We start from the raw sequence: 23,130 nt of genomic DNA on the forward strand, positions 1-23,130 counted from the left end.
TTCGCGGCAGCAGCGAGAGCGGATCGGGAAGCGGTGGTGCAAAACCTCTCGTCACGGCTGGCGCGTGGAAGCCTGTGGATCACGGCGTCGCGCGGACTCGTCAACGCGCTTGGCTTCATCTCGACGATCGTCCTCGCGCGATTGCTGCTGCCTTCGGACTTCGGTCTGGTGGCGCTGGGCATGACGATGCTCCTGATCCTGCAGTCGTTCACCAATCTTTCGCTTGCGCAGGCGCTGGTGCATCACCGCGAGCCGACGCGCGGGCACTTCGATACAGCGTGGACGCTCAACATGCTGCGCGGACTGCTGCTGGGCGGCCTGTTCTCGGCGGTCGGCCCTGTGGTCGCTGCCTTCTATGGCGACCCGCGGCTTGCGAATGTGATATATGCGTTCGGCCTGAGCATCTTCATGAGCGGCCTCGCCAATCCGCGGCGGATCATGCTCCAGAAGGAACTGATCTTCTGGCAGGATTTCGTCCTGAATGTCTCGCAAAAGATGATCGGTGTCATTGTCGGCATAGCCGTGGCGCTGATCTACCGGAGCTATTGGGCGCTCATCGCGGGGACGCTGGTCGGGCAGTTGGCGCAGGTTGTCATATCCTACACCGTGCTGCCCTTCAGGCCGCGCCTGACGCTGAAACATGCACGCGAACTTTGGTCCTTTTCGGTGTGGCTTGCGCTCAGCCAGATGATCAACACGATCAACTGGCGCTTCGATCAGTTGCTGATCGGCAAGTTTCTGGGCAGTACCGACCTCGGTTACTATACCGTGGGCAACAATCTGGCGGTGATGCCGACCCGAGAGGCCACATCGCCGCTCACTCAGACCCTCTTTCCCGCTTTCTCGAAATTCGCGAACGAACCGGGGCGACTGCGCCATGCCTATCAACGCGCACAGGCGCTCGTCACCGCGATCGCACTTCCCTTGGGTGTCGGCATGGCGCTGATCGCCGAACCGCTCGTGTTGCTCGCCATGGGGGAGAAATGGCTGCCCGCCACCGCAGTGATCGAGGCGTTGGCGGCCATCATCGCAGTGCAGACGATCGGCTCGCAGGTCGTTCCGCTGGGCATGTCGCTGGGTGCGACGCGCTTGCTGTTCGTGCGCGATACGCAGCTGTTCTTCGTGCGCCTGCCGCTCATCATGGCCGGCATGTACGTCTATGGATTGCAAGGGGTGATCTATGCCCGCGTGATCACCGGCCTTGTCGCGACGCTGGTCAACATGCTCATGATCAGGAGGTTGATCGCGCTGCCGGTGCGCAAGCAGCTTGGCGCCAATCTGCGTTGCATCCTGGCTGTCCTGGTGATGAGCGCGGCAGTGTGGGCTGCGCAACGGATGTTTGCCGCGAACCACGGCTTGGTACAACTGCTATTCGAAGTCGTGACGCTGATTGGCATCGGAGCGTTTACCTATGGCGCGAGCAGCGCTGCGCTATGGATGATCGGCGGTCGGCCTGCCGGCCCCGAGCGCGAGATGCTCGACCTCGCCGGAAAGGCGCGCGCCCGGTTCTTCAACCGGGGCTAAGGGTGGTTCGGCCACCGCAATGCCCGTTGCGATCGGTGTGCCCTGCTTCGCGGGACGCCGGCGCGGAAACAGGACTTTTTTGGTCTGCTTGGCGGCGTTGAGCGCCGAATTCCATGCGATCGAAAGCTGCACCGCGCGCGCCCATCCGGGCAGGGTGCCGCCGCGACGGCAATGCTCGACAATGTCCTGAAGCTGGGTGACTTTGACCGCATTGCTTGCGCGCAGGGCCGCGATCTGGGCCAGCGTCGGTTCGCCCCCGAGCGAAGGCGGCAGGCTGAGTCCCAACGTCCGGAAATTGAGTTTGGTCCGCACGCATTTCTCGCATCGCCCGCAATTGGCGCTTTCGGACGTATTCTGCCAGCATACGCGCAAATTGTTCAGCGCCTCGGGCCAGTTGCTGATCGCTTCCAGCTTGGCTGTCCGCCCAAACCCGCCTCCGTCCCAAAGTATTTCGAAATCGGGGGACGATAGCATCGCAAATGTGATCGGGTTGGACCCCCAGGGGAAGACGAGATGCGCATAGTCCTCGCCCGATCCGATCAACGCGGAATCGAAGGTGCCTTGCCACTGGCGAAGGCACGAGGACAGGCCCGAACCGAAGTCCATCTGCCATACCCGCGACGCCTGCTCGCGCCAGTTGGTCCGCATCTTGACGAGTGGCAGATCGATCGAGCGGAGCGTTTCCGCCGCGCTGGTAAAGGCATCCTCGAATTGCGCGTGCCGTGCCAGCGGAATGTCGAGGCCATGAACGAAGAGCGCGGCGCCCAGCTTGCGGCTGCCGCGGCTGGCACGCGCGTTGAAGTGGCGCCATATCGTGAACGAACTGTCGACGCCGCCCGAGCAGGTGGCGATGGCGGTATCGGCATGGCGCGTGCTGCCGGCATCATCCAGTTCGATATCGGCACTCAACCGGATCGGTGCGTAGAGGTCGGGCCGCCACAGCACCCAGGAAACCACCAGTTCCTCGAGGCCCGCCAGCAACGATCGCGATACCGGGCCTTCGATATGCAGGTCGCGCGCGCTTTCCATGGCCTTGAAGATCAGCGCGGTCGCTGCGACGTCGTGACGCTCCAGCGGTTCCGGCAGGACGGGCTCGGGTGCCTCGATCTCCCACCAGATTTCGGATTGATCGAAAAATGCGGATCTCCGCACCTTACCGGGTGAACGGCTTTCGGTAAGCCTTACGCGCAAACTGTCCATGGCCTCAGCCTCGTCTCGATAGCCGCCCGTGTCCTTAACATGGAGCAACTCGCGCCATCTGTCGAAACTATTGCACAAGGCTGGGCAATGCGCTGCTCGGCGCTTGCCTTCGCCGTCTTCTGCCTTATCGCTTGGGGGCTAGCATGGAAGGAACGACATGGCGACCACGGCGACAGACCTGCACGACCTCGACCAGATTTTCGATGCATTTTACGCATCGGTTTCCGGGCCGCCCGGCGGGCAGGACTGGGCGCTGTCAGAAGCACTGTTCCATCCCGAGGCGCGGATGGTGCGCACGCGCCTCGATGATCAGGGCAAGCCGATCGCGCTCAGCTTCGATCTCGACTCCTACCGCGCCAACGCCTCTGCCTTGCTCGCGAATATCGCGTTCTACGAGATCGAGACGTGGCGCAAGGTCACCCGCTTCGGCAACATCGCACAGGTCTTCTCCGCCTATGAGGCGCGGCCCGCCCCGGGATCGCCCGAACTTATCAAGCGCGGGCTCAACATGCTCCATCTCTATGACGACGGGAGCCGCTGGTGGATCATGCACTGTATCTGGGATGATGAGCGCGAAGGCTTGACGCTTCCGCCCGAACTTGGCGGGCATGGCTGACCTTCAGGACCTTCTGGATACGATCGCCGCCGATATGGCGGCGATCGAGGAGCGCGGACGGTCCGCCGACTATATCCCCGCACTCGCCCGCGTCGATCCTGCGCGCTTCGGAATCGCGGTGGTCACCGCGGAGGGGCACAGTTTCACGGCCGGCGATGCCGAAACGCCCTTTTCGATCCAGAGCATCTCCAAGGTGTTCATGCTGACGCTTGCGCTTGGCAAGCATGGTGATGCGCTGTGGCGCCGCGTGGGGCGCGAGCCTTCGGGATCGGCGTTCAACTCGATCGTCCAGCTCGAATTCGAGCATGGCATCCCACGCAACCCCTTCATCAACGCGGGAGCGATCGTCGTAGCCGACGCAGTGCTCGATCGCGGCGCGCCGCAGGGCGCGATCGGCGAGCTGCTGCGCTTCATGCGCTTCCTTGCCGAGGACGACGCGGTAGAGATCGACATAGAGGTCGCGGGTTCGGAGGCGCGGACCGGCTTTCGCAACCTCGCGCTGGCCAATTACATGAAGGCGTTCGGCAATCTGCGCAACGCGGTGGACGATGTGCTCAACGTCTACTTCAACCAGTGCGCGCTGGCGATGAGCTGTCGCCAGCTCGCCATGGCGGGACGTTATCTGTCCGCTGACGGCTTGCATCCCGGTACGGGGCATCAGGTGATCTCGGCCAGGCGCGCGCGGCGTGTCGGTGCGCTGATGTTGACCTGCGGCCATTATGACGGTTCGGGCGAGTTCGCCTTTCGCGTCGGCATTCCGGGAAAGTCGGGGGTCGGCGGTGGCATCCTCGGTATCGTGCCGGGCAAGGCATCAATCGCGGTCTGGTCGCCGGGCCTTAACGAGCGCGGCAATTCTCTGCTCGGCAGTCTCGCGCTTGAGCGGCTTTCCGAGGCGACCGGGTGGTCGATCTTCAACGGTGGTCTGTCGATTTAGAAAGGGCGTTCGCCGATCACGTTGCCCGTCGCGCTGTATCGGCAGACAAGGAACTCGTCCTCGGCATTGGCCGCGATCGCACAGCCCACCTTGCTCGTGTCGCGCCACATGATCTGTGTGTAGTGACCGACATCCGCGAGATCGCCTGTCGTGCTGTTATTGGGGAAGACCCCGGGCTTGAAGTGCTTCTTTTCCCCGATCCAGTGGCCGACCATCGTCTCGGGGGAAAAGGCGTCGCGCGTGCCCATCCACAGATTCTCGCCCTGCGCGTCGGGATCGTCAGAAAATTCCTCGAAATGCTCGAACCGGCCGGTCGCCGCGAGGTGGCGCGACCATTTGGCGGCATCCGCTGCGAGGCCAGCGTCCCAGTGCATCGCGGGGAGGTCGGCGCGGGCGCGCTCGGTATTGTGCGAATATAGCAGGCGCTGCTCAAGGCTGGGCAGCGCTGCGCCGGTGAGCATGCTGCCCGCCGCGACGATCGCTGCCATTCGTGCCCCCCGGTCCAGCTTGCTGCACCGAAACATGGTTTCGTCCTATGCCTGTCCTCGATCAGGCAGACATTGACGAATGTCAGTAGCGAAAGGGCTTAGGGCTTAGGTGAACGGGCCGCTAAGGATAAGGGGTGCCGGGCGGACGATGTAAGGGGGCAAGTCCGCCCGGCGGGGGCGTCAGTTGGAACGCGCCTTGCGCTCGCTACGCTCCCAGGGAGCGTCATAAAGCCGCGCTGACAGACGGCGAAAGACGAGCGCGGTGTCCGCGAACAATGCGGCGACCTGCTCGGAAAAGACGTGGTGATGGTCGGCCCACAGGCGACCTTCGAATTCGTCGCGCAACATGGCTATTCTCCAATATCCTTGGGAAACGGATCGTTTCGACAGCGCCTGAATGCCCGTTTCCGACCGCCGGCGCCAACAAATGCTTGCCCTATTTCGATAAGTATGGCTTATGATAGCGGCGATGCGAAAGCTGCCTCCACTCGCCGCGGTCAGGGTATTCGAAGCGGCTGCGCGTCATGGAAATTTCACAAAAGCTGCCGAGGAGCTGGGAATGACCCAGGCGGCCGTCAGCTATCAGGTGAAATTATTGGAAGAGCGGATCGGAACCTCGCTGTTCCACCGCATCAAGCGTCAGGTCGTGCTGACCGAAACGGGCAAGCGCATTGCGCCGCTGATCTCAGGCGCGTTCGACAGCATCGACGATGCCTTTTCGATCGCGCGCACCGATAATGAGTCGGTGCTGACGATCAGTTGTTCCAACACCTTTGCGCAGAACTGGCTCGCGTTCAGATTGGGGGCCTTCCAGATGCAGCGCCCGGGGCTGGCGGTCAGGCTTCATACCGACGACCATGTCGTCGATTTCGCGCGTGACGAGGTCGATGTCGCGATCCGTAACAGCGCGGCACCCTGGCCGGGGCTGGTCTCGCATTTCCTCATGCGCGTTGTCATCGCGCCGCTCGCGAGCCCCGAATTTCTTGCGCAACATCCGCAGATCCGCACGGCTGCGGATCTGATGGCCCTGCCGAGGCTGTCGTCCGACGATGTCTGGTGGGGGCGATGGGCGGAACGGGCAGGGGCGGTCGGCGTCACTGAAGACACTCAGCCCCGCACAGGCCTGAGGCTGGATTCGCAATTGCTCGAGGGGAATGCCGCGATGGCAGGTCACGGCATTGCGATTCTCAACCTTGCACTGTGGCGCAACGAACTGCGTTCGGGTCGGCTCGTCCAGCCGCTTCCCGACTTCGCATTCGGTCGCGGCATGTACTGGCTCGTCTATCCGCCGCACAAGCGCAATGCGCCCAAGATCAAGGCCTTTCGCAGCTGGATCGAGGCAGAGATGCGTGCCGACGCGATCGACGACCCACACGGAATATTCACGCCGCCCGCGCCTGCCCCTGATCCCCGCGACTGAACGCATTGCGTTGCTGCGGGCTTGCGCCGCGCCCGCAATCGGAGCGAAGTGCCAGTTCGGATGGCCAGCGGCGTGAATCATGCGCGGGGTGATGCGATCATATGCCCTATAATCTCGATATTCCGGGTTGGATGCCCGAACCCGAACTGAAGATTCTCGAACGGCTGGCGCAGACGATCCCACCGGGCGGGGCGATGCTAGAAGTCGGCCCGTTTTGCGGGCGATCCTCATGGTGCTGGTCGAAATCGGTGGACCCATCGGTTTCGATCACCTGCGTAGATATATGGGATCCCCAGGAGCATCCCTATTCGCCGCCGACCCGGCTGGGGCACGATCAGTCGGCAGGCGAGGATTACGGCACCATGACGGCCGAGCGTCGCAATTGGGGGACCCGCGAGAATTTCGATTATCACACGCGCGATTGCCTCAACATCATCGCGATTCGTGGACGCAGCCCCGATGATTTCGCCGACTGGCCGCGTCAGAGCCTTGATCTCGTCTTTCTCGACGGCGTCCACCACAATCCAGGCTTCCATGCCGATGTCGTTCACTGGTTTCAGCGCGTGAAGCCTGGCGGCATTCTGTGCGGAGACGATTGCGCGCGGACCCACCCCGACGTTCTCTGGACGATCGACGATTTCTGCAAGGACCTGAACATCCCCTTCACCGTCGAGCGCCGTATCTGGATGATCCGCAAGCCCGACGGCGATGTTTCCACCCACGAGTGGTTTGCGCCGTGACTCCAGCCTGCTATCGCAGTGCATATGGCCACCGACTTCACCGATCCCTTCGACCAGATTGTTGACCACCCATTCGATAGCGCGCTCTCCGAACGCTATCTCGTCTACGCGCTCTCGACGATCACCGCGCGGTCGCTTCCCGATGTCCGCGACGGCCTGAAGCCCGTTCATCGCCGCCTGCTCTGGGCGATGCGGCTGCTGCGGCTCGATCCGGCTTCGGGCTACAAGAAATGCGCGCGCGTCGTCGGCGATGTCATCGGCAAATACCACCCGCATGGCGACCAGTCGGTCTATGACGCGATGGTCCGCCTCGCCCAGACCTTCTCGCTGCGCTATCCGCTCGTCGACGGCCAGGGCAATTTCGGCAATATCGATGGCGATAACGCCGCGGCCTATCGCTACACCGAGGCGCGGCTGACACCTGTGGCGATCGACCTGATGGCCGGGCTCGACGAGGGCACGGTCGACTATCGACCGACCTATAACGGTGAAGATGAAGAGCCCGAGGTGATGCCCGGGCTCTTCCCCAATCTGCTCGCCAATGGCGCGAGCGGCATTGCGGTGGGCATGGCCACCAACATCCCGCCGCACAACGCCGCCGAGCTCATAGACGCCGCGATGCTGCTGATCGACCAGCCCGAGGCTGAAAACGTGCAGCTTCTCGAATATGTCACGGGACCCGATTTCCCCACCGGCGGCATCGTCGTCGACAGCGCTTCCGCCATCCGAGAGGCCTACGCCACTGGACGCGGCGGCTTTCGCGTGCGCTCGCGCTGGGAAAAGCAGGATGAGGGCAGGGGCACCTGGGTCGCGGTCGTCACCGAGATTCCCTATCAGGTTCAGAAATCCAAGCTGATCGAGCAGATCGCACAGCTCATCAACGACAAGAAGCTGCCGATCCTCGCCGACATCCGCGACGAATCCGACGAGCAGATCCGCATCGTCCTCGAACCGCGCAGCCGCACGGTCGAGCCCGAGATGCTGATGGAAAGCCTGTTCAGGCTCACCGATCTGGAGGTGCGCATCTCGCTCAACCTCAACGTTCTCGACGCCAATCGCACACCGCGCGTGATGAGCCTGAAGGAAGTGCTCACCCACTGGCTCGATCACCAGATCGACGTGCTCGTCCGCCGCTCGCAGCACCGGCTGGCGAAGATCGACGACCGCGTCGAGCTGCTCGACGGCTATCTGATCGCCTATCTGAACCTCGACCGCGTCATCGAGATCATCCGCACAGAAGACGAGCCCAAGCCCGTGATGATGGCTGAATTCGGCCTCAATGACCGCCAGGCGGAGGCGATCCTCAACATGCGGTTGCGTTCCTTGCGCAAGCTCGAGGAAATGGAGATCAAGAAGGAGCGCGAGGCGCTGGACGCCGAGCGCAAGACGCTCGCCGCGTTGATCGAGAGCCCCGCGCGCCAGCGCACGCAATTAAAGCGCGATCTCGGCAAGGTGCGCGAGCGCTATGGCCCCGAGACCGCACTCGGCCGCCGCCGTACGCTGATCGAGGAAGCCGCGCCCGCACGCGAGATCCCGCTCGAGGCGATGGTCGAGCGCGAGCCGATCACCGTCATCATGTCGCAGCGCGGCTGGATCCGCGCGATGAAAGGCCACATCGACCTGTCTTCGGCCGACGCGCTCAAGTTCAAGGAGGGCGATGGCCCCGCGCACGCCTTCCACGCGCAGACCACCGACAAGATTCTTCTCGCCGCCGACAATGGGCGATTCTACACGCTCGCCGCCGACAAGCTGCCAGGCGGGCGTGGCTTTGGCGAGCCGGTGCGGTTGATGATCGATGTGGAGAATGAGACCGGGATCATCGTCGTGCTCCCGGGAACGCCCGGTGGCAAGTTGCTCGTGGCATCATCCGACGGGCGCGGCTTCGTCGCGGCGGTCGCCGACGCGGTCGCCGAAACACGCAAGGGCAAGCAGCTTGTCAACGTTCGGCCCGGCGCGAAGCTGAAGATTGTCCGGCCCATTCCCGCGAATGCCGACTATGTCGCCGCTATCGGCGAAAACCGGAAGCTTGTCGTCTTCCCGCTCGGTGAATTGCCCGAAATGGGGCGTGGTCAGGGCGTCGCACTCCAGCGTTACCGCGATGGCGGGCTTTCGGATGCGATTGCCTTCCGTTTCGAGGACGGGCTGAGCTGGGCAATGGGCGGCGATACCGGACGGACGCGTACCGAGGCAGACCTGACGCCGTGGCGCGTCGCGCGCGGCGCTGCCGGACGGATGCCGCCAACCGGCTTCCCGCGTGATAACCGCTTCGGCTAAGGCCATTTCGGCGCTGATTTTACACAAATTTTACCTTCCAGAGCGTAACCCGGTCGGCGCATGGGCGTCGCGGTCAATCGAAACAGGCTCAAGCCTTCCGAAGGGGACGGCGGGAAACCGCCCCTCGCGGCGGCGCGCCTGACGATTGACGAGCATCTTCCGGCCTTTGTCGAGGCGCGTCAGCACTATCTCGATGCATTGCCCATTGGCGCCGCGGTGATCGGAATCGGGCCGCAAGGCCGTTTCGTCGAATGCAGCAATGCGGTCTTCAAGCAACTGAACGAGCCGTTGAGCGCCAGGTCTCGTCGGGCAGACTCGCTTCTGGACCGCAACGGGCTGGGCGAGCGGATCGTCGAGTTCCTCATCAGCGGCGACGCGCACTCGGATTTCGAGTGGCAGGACGGCGACGCGATCGCGGGCCGGCATTTCTCCGTGCGACTGGCGCGGCTCGCCGAAACCCACATCTCGGGCGCGCGGTGCATGCTGACGCTGCTCGATCGCACCGCCGAACTGCAGACGGCGCAGAACCTCCGGCGCGAGATGTTGTCCGACAGTCTCACCGGCCTGCCCAACCGCGCGGGCTTTGCCGAACTGCTCGAGCAGACCTCGACCGACCCTGAACAGCATTTTGCGGTACTGATCGTCGATCTCGTGCGCTTCAGCCGCATCAACGAATGCATCGGTCCGATGGCCGGTGACGAGCTGATCATCACCGTCGCGCGCCGGCTCGTCCACGCCTTGCGGGCAGGCGATCGTCTGGCGCGGATCGGCGGCGACGAATTCGGCGTCCTCGTGCGCCTTGTCGAAGGCCCGGGTGATGCGCTGCATGTGGCGAAGCGCGTGCAGGAGGTGCTGTCCGCTCCCTTTCGCCTGACCGACCTCGAGATCAAGGTCGAATGCTCGATCGGCTGCGCGCTCATGAACGATGGCGTCGCCGATTCCGAAAAACTTGTCCGCCATGCCCAGTTCGCGCTCAAGCGCGCCAAGGAAACGGGCAAGACTGAAATCTATCAACCCACCGCGTTCAACATGGCGCGCAAGCGCTTCAGCCTTGAAACCGAATTGCGCCGCGCGGTCGAGGGCAACCGCCTGCATCTCGCTTTCCAGCCGCTGATCGACCTGTCGAACGATCGTGTTGCGGGCTTCGAAGCGCTCGCGCGATGGCAGGACGACGAACATGGCGAAATCTCGCCGACCGACTTCATCCCCGTCGCCGAGGAATCGGGGCTGATCGTTCCCTTGGGGCGCTGGGCGCTTGAAGCGGCCGCGCACACGCTCGCCGAATGGGATGTGCGCGCGGGCCGGCCGCTGCCCGTCAAGATCAGTGTCAATCTTTCCGCGATCCAGCTTGCGCGCGACGATGTGGCCTCGGTGGTATCCACCGCGCTGGACGGCGCCGGCATAGCGGGCTCGCGCTTCACGCTCGAACTCACCGAAAGCGCGGTCATCGCGGACCCGGAGCGCGCGGTGCGCGTGCTCGACGCGCTGAAGGAGCTCGACACCTCGATCGCCGTCGACGATTTCGGCACGGGCTATTCAAGCCTCGCCTATCTCCAGCGCTTGCCGCTCGACATCCTGAAGATCGACCGCAGCTTCATCACGGGCATGCTCGAGGACAAGAACAAGGTTGCGATCGTGCGCGCGATCCTGTCGCTCGCCGACGCGCTTGGACTCAAGACGACAGCCGAAGGGGTCGAATCGATCGAACTGTCGCGAACGCTTGCCGCGCTTGGCTGCGCGATGGGGCAGGGGTTCCATTATTCGGGACCGCTCGACAGCGATGCTGCCTATAGCTATTTGCTCGCGCGCAACGCCTGAGCCACGACTTCGTCGGCAATCGCCGAGACCCGCGCCGCATCGGGAAAGTCCTCGTCGATCCAGCGTCGCTCAACCGTCTGCAATGCCTTTGCCACAACGGGCCCCGCCACAAGGCCGCGCGCGACGAGGGCACCGCCGCCGATCGGCAGCTTCGGCCGTTCCGCCGTCCCTACCAGCTTCACACCGGCACTGATCCGTTCGGTCGGAAGACCCGAGAGCAACAGCCGGTCGGTCGCCGAAATCGTGCCCCAGCGATAGAGCAGTTCACGCGGCCCGCCGTCGTTCCCGCCAAGCGCGATCCCGATGCGCTTGCGCTGTGCGTTCGATAGCTTGAGCCTTGCTGCGATCGCGTCGGCCTTGTCGCCGTCCGCCGGCACAATCGCAATGAGGCGGCGGACCGCATCGGGCGCTGTGCCCGTCGCCTGTTCATGCGCAATGAGATTTTCGAGCCGCGCGAGCGAGTCCGGACCGATTTCGGGAATGATCGCACTGAAGATGCCCGCGTCGATCATCAATGCAATTGTCGGTGCAGGATCGGGCAGCGCGAGCAGCTTGAGCAATTCATCCGCGATCCGCTCGCGCGACAGCGCCATCAGGTCGCGCGAGCGCGCACGGCAGGCAGCCAGTGCCTCCGGATCGGGTGCGTCCTTGCCGAAGCGCGCATGAAACCTGAAAAACCGAAGGATGCGCAGATGATCTTCCGCAATCCGCTGCAGGGCATCACCAATGAAGCGGATCCGTCCGGCCGCCAGGTCGTCGGCCCCGCCGAAATAGTCGAAGATCGCTCCCGTCGCCGGGTCCGCATAAAGCGCGTTGATCGTGAAGTCGCGGCGCGCGGCATCTTCGCGCCAATCATCCGAAAAGGCGACGGTGGCGCGACGTCCATCGGTCGAAACATCGCGGCGCAGCGTCGTCACCTCGATCGGCCCTTCGGGAAGCACTGCGGTCACCGTGCCATGATCGATCCCGGTGGGGACGACCTTGATCCCGACCGCACGCAAGCGCTGCATCGCTGCATCGGGCAGCAGGCGCGTGGCGATGTCGATATCCTGCACCTCGTGCCCGAGAAGCGTGTCGCGCACCGCGCCGCCGACGAAACGCGCCTGGCCATCGGCCGCGTCGAGCGCGCCGAGCAACCGGTCCATGCCCTCGCAGGTGCGCCATGACGCTTCCGGGAGTGTCAGTCCGCCCAAATGATCCTCCGCGCCAGATTGACGATCATCGCGGCCGTCGCGCCCCAGATCCGCCGGCCTTCATAACTGATCTCGTAATAATGCCGCTCGCGCCCCTGCCATTCGACCGCCTGCTCGATATGGTTGGCGGGCTCCAGCAGGAAGGACAGCGGAACCTCGAACCATTCGGTCACCTCGGCAGTATTGGCGACGAGTGGAAGGTCGGGGGGAATGATCCCGATCACCGGGGTTACCTGATAGCCCGTGACGGTGCGGTAGCGATCGATGGTGCCGATGACGGTCACCACGTCCGGGGGCAGGGCGATCTCTTCCTCGGCCTCGCGCAGCGCCGCCTCGATGGCGCCATCATCGCCAGGATCGATGCGACCGCCCGGAAAGGCGATCTGTCCCGCATGGCTGCGCATCGTCTCCGGGCGTTGTGTCAGGATCACGCCGGGATCGGCACGATCGGTAACGGCGATGAGCACTGCGGCAGGCACCAGCACCTCGTTGGCGCCGATCAGCGCGTCGCGATCGTCGCCGGTCAGAAGAATCGGTGAATCGGTATGGCCGCGTGCAAGCGCATGGCGGAGCTTTTCGGCAAGGATCATGGCGCGGGCTCCAGCGGGAAAAAGGCGTCATTGCTCCAGAGCCCGGGGGGCTCGGAGCCGTTGGCAAGCGCGAGATTGGCAAGCTCGTACCATACCGGCCGCGCAAGCAGCGCCTCGAGCCCGCCGCGAACGCAAAGATAGGGATGCGGTCCATCGGCCCTGGGCACGAAGCGGATGGGATGGTCGGCGCCCGCCATGACGAGGTCGCCCGTGTTCAGCCGAAAACTCAGCGTCGTCTCCTTGCCCTCGCCGTCGATCTTCACCTCGACCGCGACGAAGGGGGCGTCCTCGACCTCGATATCGAGCTTTTCGAAGGGGGTGACGAGCACATAGCCGCCATCGGGCTCGCGCCGCAAAATGCTCGAGAATAGCCGCACCATGGCCGCGCGCCCGATGGGTGAGCCCTGGTGGAACCAGGTGCCGTCGCGGGCGATCCGCATCTCGCTATCGCCGCAATGGCGCGGGTTCCAGCTCTCGACTGGTGGCAACCGACGCTCATCGACCAGCTTTGCGACCTCGGCGAGCGACAGGCGTGCAAGATCGTCAGGGGGCGGGAGCATCGGCATGGCCGGTTTCGATTAGGCGAACATGCGCCCAAGCGCAAAGCGCATCATGCCGGGCGCGGCACGATCCGTCCGAAGCGCGGTACGCTGTGGCCCGGTTGTGCGAGCGCAAGCAGGCGCCGCCGCTCGACCGGACCGTCGATCACCCATTCGCTGGTGTCGTCCGCGGAAAAGCCGAAGAAACGGCCATAATACTCGGGATCGCCGATCATCATCAGCGGCGGGAAGTTTCCTGCCTCCCAGGCGGCAAGCGTTGCGCGCATCAGCGTCTTGCCGATTCCGCCCTGCTGCGCCGCGGGTTCGACCGCGACGGGGCCGAGCATCACCAGCGGATCGCAGGCGCCGCCGTCCCTCGCGAGCATCACCGGCCAGCATTGGATCGAACCGAGCAGCCCGCCGTCCTCGTCCGTCATTGCGAAGCTGAGTTCGGCGATGGGCTGCGTTCCCTTGCGCAGCCGATAGGCGGTGCGCCCGAACCGGTCGGTTCCAAAGGCATGGTCGAGAAGGCTTTCCACCGCAGCGTCGGGAACGGACCGCAGTGGCACGATATCTGCCACAGGCTGTTCCTTTCCGAGAGCGTGATGGACCTTGGGCGCGAGGCGCTTTAGCGGTTTCGCGGCTGAAGAAAAGCGCGAATCGGATCGCCGGGGCGCGAGAGGCGGAAGAGAGTTTGATGGAAGACACGCTTCAATTGCAGGTGCTCGATCTCGAGGTGCCAGTGCTCACGGGCATCTATTCGGAAGAAACGCACCTGCCGCAGCCGCTGCGCATATCGGTGCGCGTGGATCTCGACTGCCCCGCGCGCTTCGAACCCGACACGCCGCTGACCGCGTCGAAGAACTATATGGATCTGAAGCACGCTGCGCAGGATGCGCTGCCCCAGGGGGTGCATTTCACGCTGGTCGAAGCCGTTGCAGAGCACATCTGCGACACGCTCTTCATCCAGGATGCGCGCGTCCGGCGCGTGCGCGTCGACATCGTCAAGATCGCGATCGCCGAAGCCAATGAATCGATCGGCATCTCGCTGACAAGGCATCGCAAGTGAGGCTCGCGCTCGTCACCGGCGGCTGCCACCGCGTCGGCGCCGCCATTGCGGGTCGTCTGGCCGAAGCGGGATGGGCGCTTGCGCTGCATGGGCGCCACGCCGCCGAACCCGATCCTTCGCTGCTCGCGCGGCTGGAAAAGGCGGGATGCGTCTGGCACGGCTTTGCCGCCGATCTTGCGGACAAGGACGAACTGGCCGCGCTCGTCGGCCGGGTCGCCAAGCATTTCGGCGTGGCACCGACTTTGCTCGTCAACAACGCCTCGCTGTTCGGGAATGATGATCCCGCGACGATGACGCATGACGCGCTCGTCGCGCATTTTGCGGTCAATACCGCGGCGCCCGTGTTGCTCGCGCGCGAGGTCGCGGCACGCGTGGGGGAGGACGAAACCGCCGTCATCGTCAACATCCTCGACCAGCGTATCCGTCATCCCGTCGGCGATCAGGCGAGCTACACGATTTCCAAGCTCGCGCTTGCCGGGGCGACCGAGATGCTGGCGCGTGCGCTTGCGCCGCGTGCGCGGGTGTGCGGGATAGCCCCCGGCCTCACCCTGCCGACCGAAGATTACCGACCCGCGCAGATGGACGAGATCCGCGCGGCAATGCCGTTGCAGCTGCTGCCCGATCCCGAGGATGTCGCCGATTCGGTCCTCTATCTCGCGCGCGCGCGCGCGACCACCGGGCAGGTGATCTATGTCGACGGCGGGGCCAATCTGGCGGCCTTCAAGCGCGACTTTGTCTATCTGGGAACCGGAGGCTGATCGGCCGCGCCGCGCGTGCGCACGCAGCGGCCAAGCCCCTCGCGGACGATGCGATAGTCGGCCTGCGCGATCTCGGCCTGGGCCGGGTCGATCGATTCGAGATATTTCGCCGGCAGCCGTGCGGGAAGCGAGCAGGCCATGCGATACCAGAGCAGCGTGTCGCGCTGCGGTGGCCGCGCGGCCTCGTCGACGATTTCGCCAAGCGCGACGGCCCAGCGCGGTTCCTGACCGGGACGGCGAAGCACGATCACCGAAATCGGATCCCCCCTTTGGGTGCTGAGGAAGATCTGCGTCTCGCCCTCGCCGGGCAATGTGCCCGCGGTATGAAATGCACCGCCGATTTCCGTGATTCTGGGCGGCGACTCGGGCGCGGTGAGCTCGGTCAGAATCGCGCGCAGCCGCGAATCCACCGATTCGCTCCAGGGAATCTGCGCATCGGGGGCTACAAGTTGCAGGCTTCCCGCTTGTCCGGACACGGGCCGCGCGAGCAGCAAAACCCTTGATTTCTTGAGCTTCGGGGCGCGTCCGCGCGTGTCAAGCATGACATCGGTGACATAGTTTATTTTTGACGGGCTCCCGCCGACGCCGCGAATCAGCGAAAGCACGTCCGCTTCGACGTAGAAACGTGCCTTGCCGGCGGGCACATTGGCCGCAGCGGGACCGGTAACACGAATCGATTCGCGGATGCGCGCATCGACAACCACGGGGGCCGCATCGGCCAGGTCCGCGAGGTCGGCATAGCTGTACTGCGGCGCCGGAATGGGGGCCTGAGCATTTGAATTTGCGGAGAAAACCGCGGCGGAAGCGGCCAGCGCCGCGACAAGTTTCCATGCTGTCATAAAGCCTCCATAACCCGTCTTTAGAGGCATTGGCAGCGTGTGTCTTAACGCAGGATGGAGCGCATATCGGGACGGGGCGCGCAGCGGGGAAACAAAGCAATTGCGTCGGCCCAAGTGTGGCGATAGAGACACAGTTCTGCCTTAAGATACAATAAATCGTGGCAGAGCGGGTCACAGGCGTATCCGGCGCAGGAGGTCGGACGGCGCGCTCCGCTCCGTTATGTGAATAGAGGGAGTATCGTTTCTGAATGGCTTATGCTGATAGATCGCAAGGTTCGAGCCGCACGATCGCGATCGTTATCGTCGCGCTTCTGCACGCGGTACTCGGATACGCCTTCGTCACCGGACTGGCCTATAACGTGGTCAAGAAGGCGGCTGAGGACCTGAACGTCTTCGACGTCGAGGATGAACCGCCTCCGCCCGAGGAAGAGCCGCCGCCACCGCCGCCGGACAAGCCCATTGAGCCGCCGCCGGTCGTGACCCCCCCGCCGATCGTGCAGACCAATGTGGCCCCCCCGCCGCCGATAACGACGGTCAACACGCCGCCGCCGGTCTATACGCCTGCTCCCGTTGCGGCGCCGCCTCCGCCGCCGCCGGCTCCGCCGCGCGTGGCCAAGAAGGCTGAGCATCGTGGTGGCTCGATTTCGGACGCCGACTATCCGCCTGCAGCGGTGCGTGCGGGCGATGCCGGAACGACGGCAGTGCGTTTCACTGTCGGTGCAGACGGTCGTGTGACCAGTTGCGACGTTACCGCTTCCAGTGGTTCGTCCATTCTGGATGCCGAAACCTGCAAGCTCATCCTGCGTCGCTTCCGTTATCGTCCTGCTGAAGATGCCAGCGGTGCCAAGATTGCCGAGACCAAGACCCAGCGCGTCACCTGGCGCCTGCCAAAGGATTGATCCCGTACAATTTTGCCATCGGCATTTTTTGCAGTCTTAATTTGAGAGGAAAGTAACCCCAATGTTCATTCAATTCGCAGCAGCCGCGGCCGGTGCCGCTCCCGCCGCCCACGCCGGCGAGAACCCCTACGGCCTGATGGCCGCGCTCGAACAGGGCGGTACCATTGCCTGGGCCGTGTTCCTGATCCTCTGCGCGATGTCGGTCTTCTCGTTCTACATCATGTTCACCAAGCTGTTCGAACAGCAGAAGATCATCAACCAGTCGAAGCGCGTCCGCTCGAGCTTCTGGAACAATCCGAGCCTCAAGGAAGGCGCTGCCAAGCTCGAGAAGAACTCGGCCTACAAGCAGATCGTCGACGACGGCCTGATCGCGATGGACCAGCACAACAAGCTGACCGATCCCGTCGAGGCGCATGACTGGCTTCATGGTTCGCTGCAGCGCAGCCAGAACGCGATCAACTCGAAGCTCGGCACGGGCCTCGCGTTCCTCGCGACCGTCGGCGCGACCGCACCGTTCATCGGTCTGTTCGGTACGGTTATCGGCATCTACCGCGCGCTAATCAAGATCGGTGCGTCGGGTCAGGCGTCCATCGACGTCGTCGCCGGTCCGGTCGGTGAAGCGCTCATCATGACCGCGCTCGGTCTGGCCGTCGCCGTTCCTGCGGTGCTTGCCTATAACTGGCTGCAGCGCCGCAACAAGTCGATCTCGGAAGACCTCGCTGCCTTCTCGAACGACGTGCATGGCTACATGGTCTCGAACGGTGCGGTGAAGCCCGCCGTCGTCGGCCGCCCCGCCCCGGCCGCGAAGCCCGCGACCGCCACGGCTGGCGCTGCGACCAAGGCCTGATTGCGGATACGGAGCGGCGGCCCGCCGGGTCGCCGCTCTGTTTTTCCGATGACTTTTTCGGCAGCTCGCTGAGCCATGCCGGAAGCATAGCAGGATAGGATCCGAATACATGGCAATCAGTGCTGGACCCAGTGGGGGCGATGAAACCCCGATGTCGGACATCAACACGACGCCGCTCGTGGATGTCATGCTGGTGCTCCTCATCATCTTCCTGATCGCGGTTCCGGTCGTGATCCAGACGATTGACCTCAAGCTTCCCGAGGTTCGCCACGATCCGACCACCACCAAGCCGGAGAACGTATCGCTCTCCGTCAAGGCTGGTCCCGCGGGCGAATGCGAGGTGTACTGGAATCTCACCAAGGTCAGCTCGCAGGAACTGCTCGATCGTGCAGTGGCGAAGCTGAAGGCGGAGATCGACAAGAAGGGCGGCCTCGAAAACTTCACCGCGGAAGACATGCCCGAAGCGCATATCCGTGGCGATGTGAACACGCCTTATCGCTGCATTGGCGGCACGATCTTCACGATGCAGATGGCCGGTTTTTCGCGCGTCGGATTTATTTCCGAGCCGCCGGCGGGCAGCTTCGTTGCCCAGCGTCTGTAATCAGAAGAGTTTGAGGAGTTAGCTGAAATGGCAATGAGCGGCGGCAAGGATGATGGCGAGCCGATGATGGAAATGAACACGACGCCGTTGATCGACGTCATGCTCGTTCTCCTCATCATGTTCATCATCACCATCCCCATCCAGACCCACGCGGTTAAGGTCGATCTTCCGGTTGACGATCCCAATGCGCGGCAGAATCCGCCGCCGATCCAGCCGGACAAGAACAAGATCTCGATCGACGCGGCCGGGGTCATCATGTGGAACGGCAGCCCGATCGACAAGGTCACGCTGCGCCAGTATCTCGACCGCACCAAGGTCATGGAGCCCGAGCCCGAGCTGCACTTCCAGCCCGACGCGCAGGCCCGTTACGACGTGGTCGATCAGGTTCTGGCGATCATCAAGAAGTCCGAAGTGACCAAGATGGGCTTCGTCGGCAACGAGCAGTACCGCACCTGGTAATCTGCTGGTTGGATGAAGAGAATTGAAGGGCGGTCCTGCAAGGGGCCGCCCTTTTTCTGCGTGTCCATGCCGATCGGGTGAATGGCCGGCAGATGTCGCGAGCCGGGCCACCTCTTCAAGGTCCCCGGCGCGCGCTTGCGTGCCCTTATCCGCCGAGCAATGTGTAGGCGACGATCCAGACGCCATAGAGCAGCAGCCCGCTCAGGATCACGGCCAGGGCCACGAGGTCGGCTTGCAGATAATCCGAGCTCTTCATGCTTACTCTTTCTTCACTGTTACGCGTTACGGATCGGTCGAAGCCCCGGCGACGTTACGCCAACGGGTCGCCGGGACCCCGGAGCCGCGCCGCCCAAAGGGGTGTGGCCGCGCGCGCCTCGGACCGATGCGAGGCGTCATCATTAGACAGTGAAATGGTTAACGACCCGTTAGCAATTCGCCGCGGTTCGTCGCATTGGCGCTTCGAACGGCCGCATGCGCTTCATATTGGTCAGGCGGCAAGCCCTTCGAACTGCAACCGCGCGAGCCGGGCATAGAGCCCGCCATGCGCGCTCAGCGTGTCGTGGTTGCCCTGCTCGACGATGCGGCCGTGATCCATGACGACGATCCGGTCGGCGGCGCGCACGGTTGCGAGCCTGTGGGCGATCACGAGCGTCGTGCGTCCATGCATGAGCTTCTCGAGTGCCTGTTGGACCAGCCGCTCGGATTCGGCGTCGAGCGCTGAAGTGGCCTCGTCGAGCAGCAGGATGGGTGCGTCGCGCAGGAGTGCGCGCGCGATCGCCAGCCGCTGGCGTTGCCCGCCTGACAGTCGCGCTCCGCCCTCGCCCATGAAGGTGTCGAGCCCCTGGGGCAGTTTGCGCAGGAACTCGGCGGCGTTCGCCGCCTCGGCCGCGGCCCAGAGCGCGTCGTCGCCGGCATCCCAATTGCCATAGCGAAGATTGTCGCGTGCCGAGGCCGCGAAGATCACGGTTTCCTGCGGCACCATTGCTATCCGCTTGCGTATTTCGGCAGGGTCGGCTTCGGGAAGCGCGATGCCGTCGAGGCGCACGACGCCCTGATCGGGATCGTAGAAACGCTGGATGAGCTGGAACAGAGTCGACTTGCCCGCGCCCGATGGGCCGACCATGGCGACGGTCTCGCCGGTCGAGACGGCGAGCGAGAAATCCTCGAGCGCGCTGGTTTCGCGCCGCGTGGGATAATGGAAGGTGACGTGTTCGAAGGCGAGTTCGCCGCGCGGCGGTTGCGGCAGCGCGCGGGGCTGGGCGGGGGACGCAATCGTCGGCTTTTCGGCAAGGAGTTCGGACAGGCGGCTCGCCGCCCCGGAACCACGCAACAGATCGCCATATACCTCGGTCAGCGAACCGAACGCGCCCGCCACGATTCCGCCGGTGAGCACGAAGGCGGCGATGGTGCCGCCGCTCATCCGGCCCGAGGCGACGTCCAGCGCGCCCTGCCACATCACCAGCGTAATCGCGCTGAAGATAAGGCCGATCACCGCCGCGGTCATGATCGCGCGGATGAGGATGCGGCGGCGCGCGGTATCGAACACGCTCTCGACGGCCGAACTGAACCGGATGCCTTCGCGATCCTGTTGCCCGAAGGCCTGGACGATCTTCATCGCGCCGAGCACCTCGCTGACCATCGCTCCGACATCGGCGACACGGTCCTGGCTGCTGCGCGAGATCGTGCGGACGCGCCGGCCCAGCACGACGATCGGCAGGATGACCAGCGGAATGCCGATAAGCATGAGCCCGGTCAGCTTGGCCGAAAGCGTGAACAGATAGATGATGCCGCCCACCGCCATGACGAGGTTGCGCAGCGCCACCGAGATCGTGGTCCCGACCAGTTGCTCGATGATGGTGGTGTCGGCGGTGAGGCGCGAGGCGATTTCGGACGGGCGGTTTTCTTCGAAGAAGCCTGGCGACAGCCGCAGCAGATTTTGCTGCACTGCGCGACGAATATCCGCGACCACGCGCTCGCCGAGCCACGAGACGAAATAGAATCGCAGTGCGGTCGCGAGCGCGAGTACTGCTACGATGAGCAGCAGATACTGGAACCAGCGCGCAATATCGCCACCGTCGGTTGCGAATCCGCGGTCGATGATGAGGCGGAAACTGCCGGGAATGGCGAGTGTTGCAGAAGCCGCAATCAGCATCGCCACCGCCGCTGCGACGATCCGCCACGGATAGCGCAGCGCCATTGTCCAGACCATGGAAAGGCTTCCGAGCTTCCGCCCGGCCGTGCTTGCTTGTTGCGTCTCGCTGGCCATGCGGCTGCGCCTAGCAGTTGCGTGCAAAACGCTCAATCGCGCGCTTTGGCTTTTGCATCGCACAAAAAATGAACTAGACACTTTTGTGACAATGCGGATGCCCGGCATTGGATCGGGAAGTAGCGGGAAAACATGCTCTACGACGCTTATGAAATGCAGCGCTCGCTGCTCGCCGGCGCCAGCGCCTTTGCCAATATGGGCGCGGAATTCCTGCAGAATCCCGTCAATCCCTTTGCCTATTTCGGCGGGGGGCCGATCCTGGCCTCGGCGCTTGATGTGTTCGCGCACGCCGCCGCGCCGCGCGGGAAGCCCGCCTTTGGCCTGGTCCAGACCGAGGTCGACGGGCGCAAGGTCGTCGTCACTGAAGAAATCGTCCTCCAGAAGCCCTTTGGCCAGTTGAAGCGCTTTGCGCGCGAAGGCATCGAGGGCGGCCCCAGGCTGCTGATCGTGGCGCCGATGTCGGGCCATTATGCGACGCTGCTGCGCGGCACCGTCGAGCGCATGCTGCCGGGGCACGACGTCTACATCACCGACTGGCGCGACGCCAAACTTGTACCGCTGAGGGAAGGGCGCTTCGATCTGGACGATTATATCGACTATCTGATCGAGTTCCTCGAACATATCGGTCCGGGCGCGCACATGCTCGCGGTGTGCCAGCCCTCGGTGCCCTGCTACGCCGCTGCGGCGCTGATGGCGAAGGACGAGCATCCCTGCCGGCCGAAGACGCTGACGATGATGGGCGGACCGATCGACACGCGCGAGGCGCCGACTGCGGTCAACAACCTCTCGACCGAGCGCCCGCACAGCTGGTTCGAGCAGAACGTCATCGCCACGGTTCCGATGCACTATCCCGGCGCGGGCCGTGCGGTTTATCCCGGCTTCCTTCAGCTCGCGGGCTTCATGTCGATGAACCTCGGCGACCACATGACGAGCCACTGGGAGATGTTCAAGCATCTGGTCGTGGGCGACGATGACAGCGCTGACGCGACCAAGCGCTTCTACGACGAGTATCGCGCGGTCTGTGACATGACCGCCGAATTTTATCTCGAGACGGTCGATGTCGTTTTCCAGCGCCACCTGCTTCCGCGCGGCCAGTTTTATCATCGCGGAAAGCGTGTCGATCCTCAGGCGATCAAGGACATCGCGATCCTCGCGATCGAGGGTGAGCGGGACGATATTTCGGGCGTTGGCCAGACAAAGGCGGCGCTGACGCTGGCGAAAAACCTGCCCGCAAAGTCGAAAAAATATCATCTTGCACCGGAGGTCGGCCATTACGGCATCTTCAACGGCAGCAAGTGGCGGACGCGGATCGCACCGGTCGTCGAGGAGTGGATCGCGAAGTTCGACTGAGGCCGGGCAGCGCCGCCCGGCGCCCCGGCGCGACGTCCCCGATCCGAACTTTGGCGCCTTTGGGGCGCATCATTGCTTTTTTTCAGCCAGTCCTTATATGGGGTTCACTTACGTCGGCTACGACGGACCTGGATTTTTCCCTTTTTGCCACGCACTCCGCGCTCGCGGGCATTGGCTCCACGGGAACGCATGACGCGAAGCTGACGCTTCCATATGTATCTCGGCTCCCTTCGATGGCGCGCGCATTTGCGCGGCGCCGGTCGCGTGAGCGTATTGCATTTTAAAGGCGGCACAGCCGCCAGAGGATTTCATGATTACCAATATTATCGCTTCGGGCCGCCCATCGCGCACTCTTGCCTTCAGCCCCGTACGGGCGGCGCCCCCGCCACCCCAGCGGATGCTTCCCGCGACGCTGTCGGGTCGCGAACTCAAGAAGATCGTCGCCGACCTGCTCGGATGACGTCTCCGCCAGGCACAGCATTCCGCGGTGCCTGGCTTTTTATTGCCGCTCAAAGGATCTGCCACCATGTCGACACCCCCGGTTCGCCCTTTCCTGATCAACAAGGACGATGATGGTCATTTCAGGCTCACCGTTCGCGACACGCGCTACAATTCGCAAGGCTATCCCATCGTCACCGCGACCTTGCATGAACAGCTGTTCAAAAGCGCCACTGCGGCCCGCACCTTTGCGCGGGACAATTTCGGC

25 protein-coding genes are annotated in these 23,130 nt (G+C 63.7%); 16 read left to right on the plus strand and 9 right to left on the minus strand.

All coding sequences use genetic code 11. The annotated features are described in order from the left end of the window. Positions 1-36 precede the first annotated feature (36 nt). Positions 37-1,524, plus strand: coding sequence for a lipopolysaccharide biosynthesis protein (locus MKI88_RS05855; protein WP_241630020.1), 1,488 nt, complete (start codon positions 37-39; stop codon positions 1,522-1,524). On the opposite strand, the gene MKI88_RS05860 is transcribed toward MKI88_RS05855, so the two are convergent. Continuing rightward, positions 1,432-2,724 (minus strand): hypothetical protein, encoded by a 1,293-nt coding sequence (locus tag MKI88_RS05860; RefSeq protein WP_241630021.1) that lies wholly within the window; start codon positions 2,722-2,724, stop codon positions 1,432-1,434. The genes MKI88_RS05855 and MKI88_RS05860 overlap by 93 nt on opposite strands. Positions 2,725-2,881: 157 nt before the next feature. Here MKI88_RS05860 and MKI88_RS05865 point away from each other — a divergent pair, with 157 nt between their 5' ends. Further along, positions 2,882-3,340 (plus strand): hypothetical protein, encoded by a 459-nt coding sequence (locus tag MKI88_RS05865; protein WP_241630022.1) that lies wholly within the window; start codon positions 2,882-2,884, stop codon positions 3,338-3,340. After that, complete coding sequence (locus tag MKI88_RS05870; protein WP_241630023.1) at positions 3,333-4,274, plus strand: glutaminase; 942 nt, start codon at positions 3,333-3,335, stop codon at positions 4,272-4,274. The genes MKI88_RS05865 and MKI88_RS05870 overlap by 8 nt, the downstream gene beginning before the upstream one ends. On the opposite strand, the gene MKI88_RS05875 is transcribed toward MKI88_RS05870, so the two are convergent. Next, positions 4,271-4,762 (minus strand): CAP domain-containing protein, encoded by a 492-nt coding sequence (locus MKI88_RS05875; RefSeq protein WP_241630024.1) that lies wholly within the window; start codon positions 4,760-4,762, stop codon positions 4,271-4,273. The two genes, MKI88_RS05870 and MKI88_RS05875, sit on opposite strands and share 4 nt — an antisense overlap. Positions 4,763-4,942: 180 nt before the next feature. Then, complete coding sequence (locus MKI88_RS05880) at positions 4,943-5,110, minus strand: hypothetical protein (protein ID WP_241630025.1); 168 nt, start codon at positions 5,108-5,110, stop codon at positions 4,943-4,945. 121 nt (positions 5,111-5,231) lie between these two features. On the opposite strand from MKI88_RS05880, the gene MKI88_RS05885 reads away from it, so the two are divergent. From MKI88_RS05885 to MKI88_RS05900, 4 genes are all read left to right on the plus strand, one after another. Then, positions 5,232-6,182: a LysR substrate-binding domain-containing protein gene (locus MKI88_RS05885; RefSeq protein ID WP_241630026.1), complete on the plus strand. Its 951-nt coding sequence runs from the start codon at positions 5,232-5,234 to the stop codon at positions 6,180-6,182. Positions 6,183-6,283: 101 nt separating this feature from the next. Beyond that, positions 6,284-6,922: a class I SAM-dependent methyltransferase gene (locus MKI88_RS05890; protein WP_241630027.1), complete on the plus strand. Its 639-nt coding sequence runs from the start codon at positions 6,284-6,286 to the stop codon at positions 6,920-6,922. Between the two features lie 24 nt (positions 6,923-6,946). Next, entirely contained in the window at positions 6,947-9,196 is a 2,250-nt protein-coding gene (parC, locus tag MKI88_RS05895) for a DNA topoisomerase IV subunit A (RefSeq protein ID WP_241630028.1), read from the plus strand. 60 nt (positions 9,197-9,256) lie between these two features. After that, on the plus strand, positions 9,257-11,014 hold the full coding sequence (locus MKI88_RS05900; RefSeq protein ID WP_241630029.1) for a bifunctional diguanylate cyclase/phosphodiesterase: 1,758 nt from the start codon (positions 9,257-9,259) through the stop codon (positions 11,012-11,014). Here MKI88_RS05900 and MKI88_RS05905 read toward each other — a convergent pair. Genes MKI88_RS05905 through MKI88_RS05920 form a run of 4 tightly spaced genes read right to left on the minus strand, consistent with a single transcriptional unit; the run spans position 10,990 to position 13,917 of the window. Then, positions 10,990-12,159: a CCA tRNA nucleotidyltransferase gene (locus MKI88_RS05905; RefSeq protein WP_407073306.1), complete on the minus strand. Its 1,170-nt coding sequence runs from the start codon at positions 12,157-12,159 to the stop codon at positions 10,990-10,992. The genes MKI88_RS05900 and MKI88_RS05905 overlap by 25 nt on opposite strands. A gap of 35 nt (positions 12,160-12,194) precedes the next feature. Then, positions 12,195-12,797, minus strand: coding sequence for a CoA pyrophosphatase (locus MKI88_RS05910; RefSeq protein WP_241630030.1), 603 nt, complete (start codon positions 12,795-12,797; stop codon positions 12,195-12,197). Next, the gene (locus tag MKI88_RS05915) at positions 12,794-13,363 is read right to left on the minus strand and encodes a DUF1285 domain-containing protein (RefSeq protein WP_241630031.1); all 570 of its coding nucleotides are present in this window, start codon (positions 13,361-13,363) and stop codon (positions 12,794-12,796) included. Before MKI88_RS05915 ends, MKI88_RS05910 begins: the two co-directional genes overlap by 4 nt. A gap of 44 nt (positions 13,364-13,407) precedes the next feature. Continuing rightward, positions 13,408-13,917, minus strand: coding sequence for a GNAT family N-acetyltransferase (locus tag MKI88_RS05920; protein ID WP_241630032.1), 510 nt, complete (start codon positions 13,915-13,917; stop codon positions 13,408-13,410). Between the two features lie 116 nt (positions 13,918-14,033). Here MKI88_RS05920 and MKI88_RS05925 point away from each other — a divergent pair, with 116 nt between their 5' ends. Together MKI88_RS05925 and MKI88_RS05930 are read left to right on the plus strand one after the other, a co-directional pair. Beyond that, positions 14,034-14,405: a dihydroneopterin aldolase gene (locus MKI88_RS05925; RefSeq protein ID WP_241630033.1), complete on the plus strand. Its 372-nt coding sequence runs from the start codon at positions 14,034-14,036 to the stop codon at positions 14,403-14,405. Then, positions 14,402-15,163: an SDR family oxidoreductase gene (locus tag MKI88_RS05930; RefSeq protein ID WP_241630034.1), complete on the plus strand. Its 762-nt coding sequence runs from the start codon at positions 14,402-14,404 to the stop codon at positions 15,161-15,163. Before MKI88_RS05925 ends, MKI88_RS05930 begins: the two co-directional genes overlap by 4 nt. On the opposite strand, the gene MKI88_RS05935 is transcribed toward MKI88_RS05930, so the two are convergent. Continuing rightward, positions 15,142-16,002: a hypothetical protein gene (locus tag MKI88_RS05935; protein WP_241630035.1), complete on the minus strand. Its 861-nt coding sequence runs from the start codon at positions 16,000-16,002 to the stop codon at positions 15,142-15,144. The genes MKI88_RS05930 and MKI88_RS05935 overlap by 22 nt on opposite strands. 248 nt (positions 16,003-16,250) lie before the next feature. Between MKI88_RS05935 and MKI88_RS05940 the strand changes: the two genes are divergently transcribed. From MKI88_RS05940 to MKI88_RS05955, 4 genes are all read left to right on the plus strand, one after another. Beyond that, a complete protein-coding gene (locus tag MKI88_RS05940; protein WP_241630036.1) occupies positions 16,251-16,901 on the plus strand; it encodes an energy transducer TonB in 651 nt (216 codons plus the stop codon). Between the two features lie 61 nt (positions 16,902-16,962). After that, positions 16,963-17,748: a MotA/TolQ/ExbB proton channel family protein gene (locus MKI88_RS05945; RefSeq protein WP_241630037.1), complete on the plus strand. Its 786-nt coding sequence runs from the start codon at positions 16,963-16,965 to the stop codon at positions 17,746-17,748. Between the two features lie 109 nt (positions 17,749-17,857). Then, complete coding sequence (locus tag MKI88_RS05950) at positions 17,858-18,349, plus strand: biopolymer transporter ExbD (protein ID WP_241630038.1); 492 nt, start codon at positions 17,858-17,860, stop codon at positions 18,347-18,349. 27 nt (positions 18,350-18,376) lie between these two features. Continuing rightward, positions 18,377-18,808 carry a biopolymer transporter ExbD gene (locus MKI88_RS05955; protein ID WP_241630039.1) on the plus strand — a complete coding sequence of 144 codons (432 nt, stop codon included), beginning with the start codon at positions 18,377-18,379 and terminating at the stop codon, positions 18,806-18,808. A 487-nt stretch (positions 18,809-19,295) separates the two neighbouring features. Here MKI88_RS05955 and MKI88_RS05960 read toward each other — a convergent pair whose 3' ends face one another. Beyond that, entirely contained in the window at positions 19,296-21,074 is a 1,779-nt protein-coding gene (locus tag MKI88_RS05960; RefSeq protein ID WP_241630040.1) for an ABC transporter transmembrane domain-containing protein, read from the minus strand. Between the two features lie 132 nt (positions 21,075-21,206). On the opposite strand from MKI88_RS05960, the gene MKI88_RS05965 reads away from it, so the two are divergent. The 3 genes from MKI88_RS05965 to MKI88_RS05975 all read left to right on the plus strand — a co-directional run. Beyond that, the gene (locus MKI88_RS05965; RefSeq protein WP_241630041.1) at positions 21,207-22,424 is read left to right on the plus strand and encodes a polyhydroxyalkanoate depolymerase; all 1,218 of its coding nucleotides are present in this window, start codon (positions 21,207-21,209) and stop codon (positions 22,422-22,424) included. Positions 22,425-22,734: 310 nt separating this feature from the next. Continuing rightward, positions 22,735-22,884: a hypothetical protein gene (locus MKI88_RS05970; protein WP_241630042.1), complete on the plus strand. Its 150-nt coding sequence runs from the start codon at positions 22,735-22,737 to the stop codon at positions 22,882-22,884. A gap of 66 nt (positions 22,885-22,950) precedes the next feature. Continuing rightward, positions 22,951-23,130 (plus strand): hypothetical protein (locus tag MKI88_RS05975; RefSeq protein ID WP_241630043.1); only part of this gene is annotated, 180 nt, incomplete at its 3' end.

The organism is Sphingomonas sp. LaA6.9, assembly GCF_022601895.1.
In the GTDB taxonomy this organism is placed as follows: Bacteria; Pseudomonadota; Alphaproteobacteria; order Sphingomonadales; family Sphingomonadaceae; genus Sphingobium_A.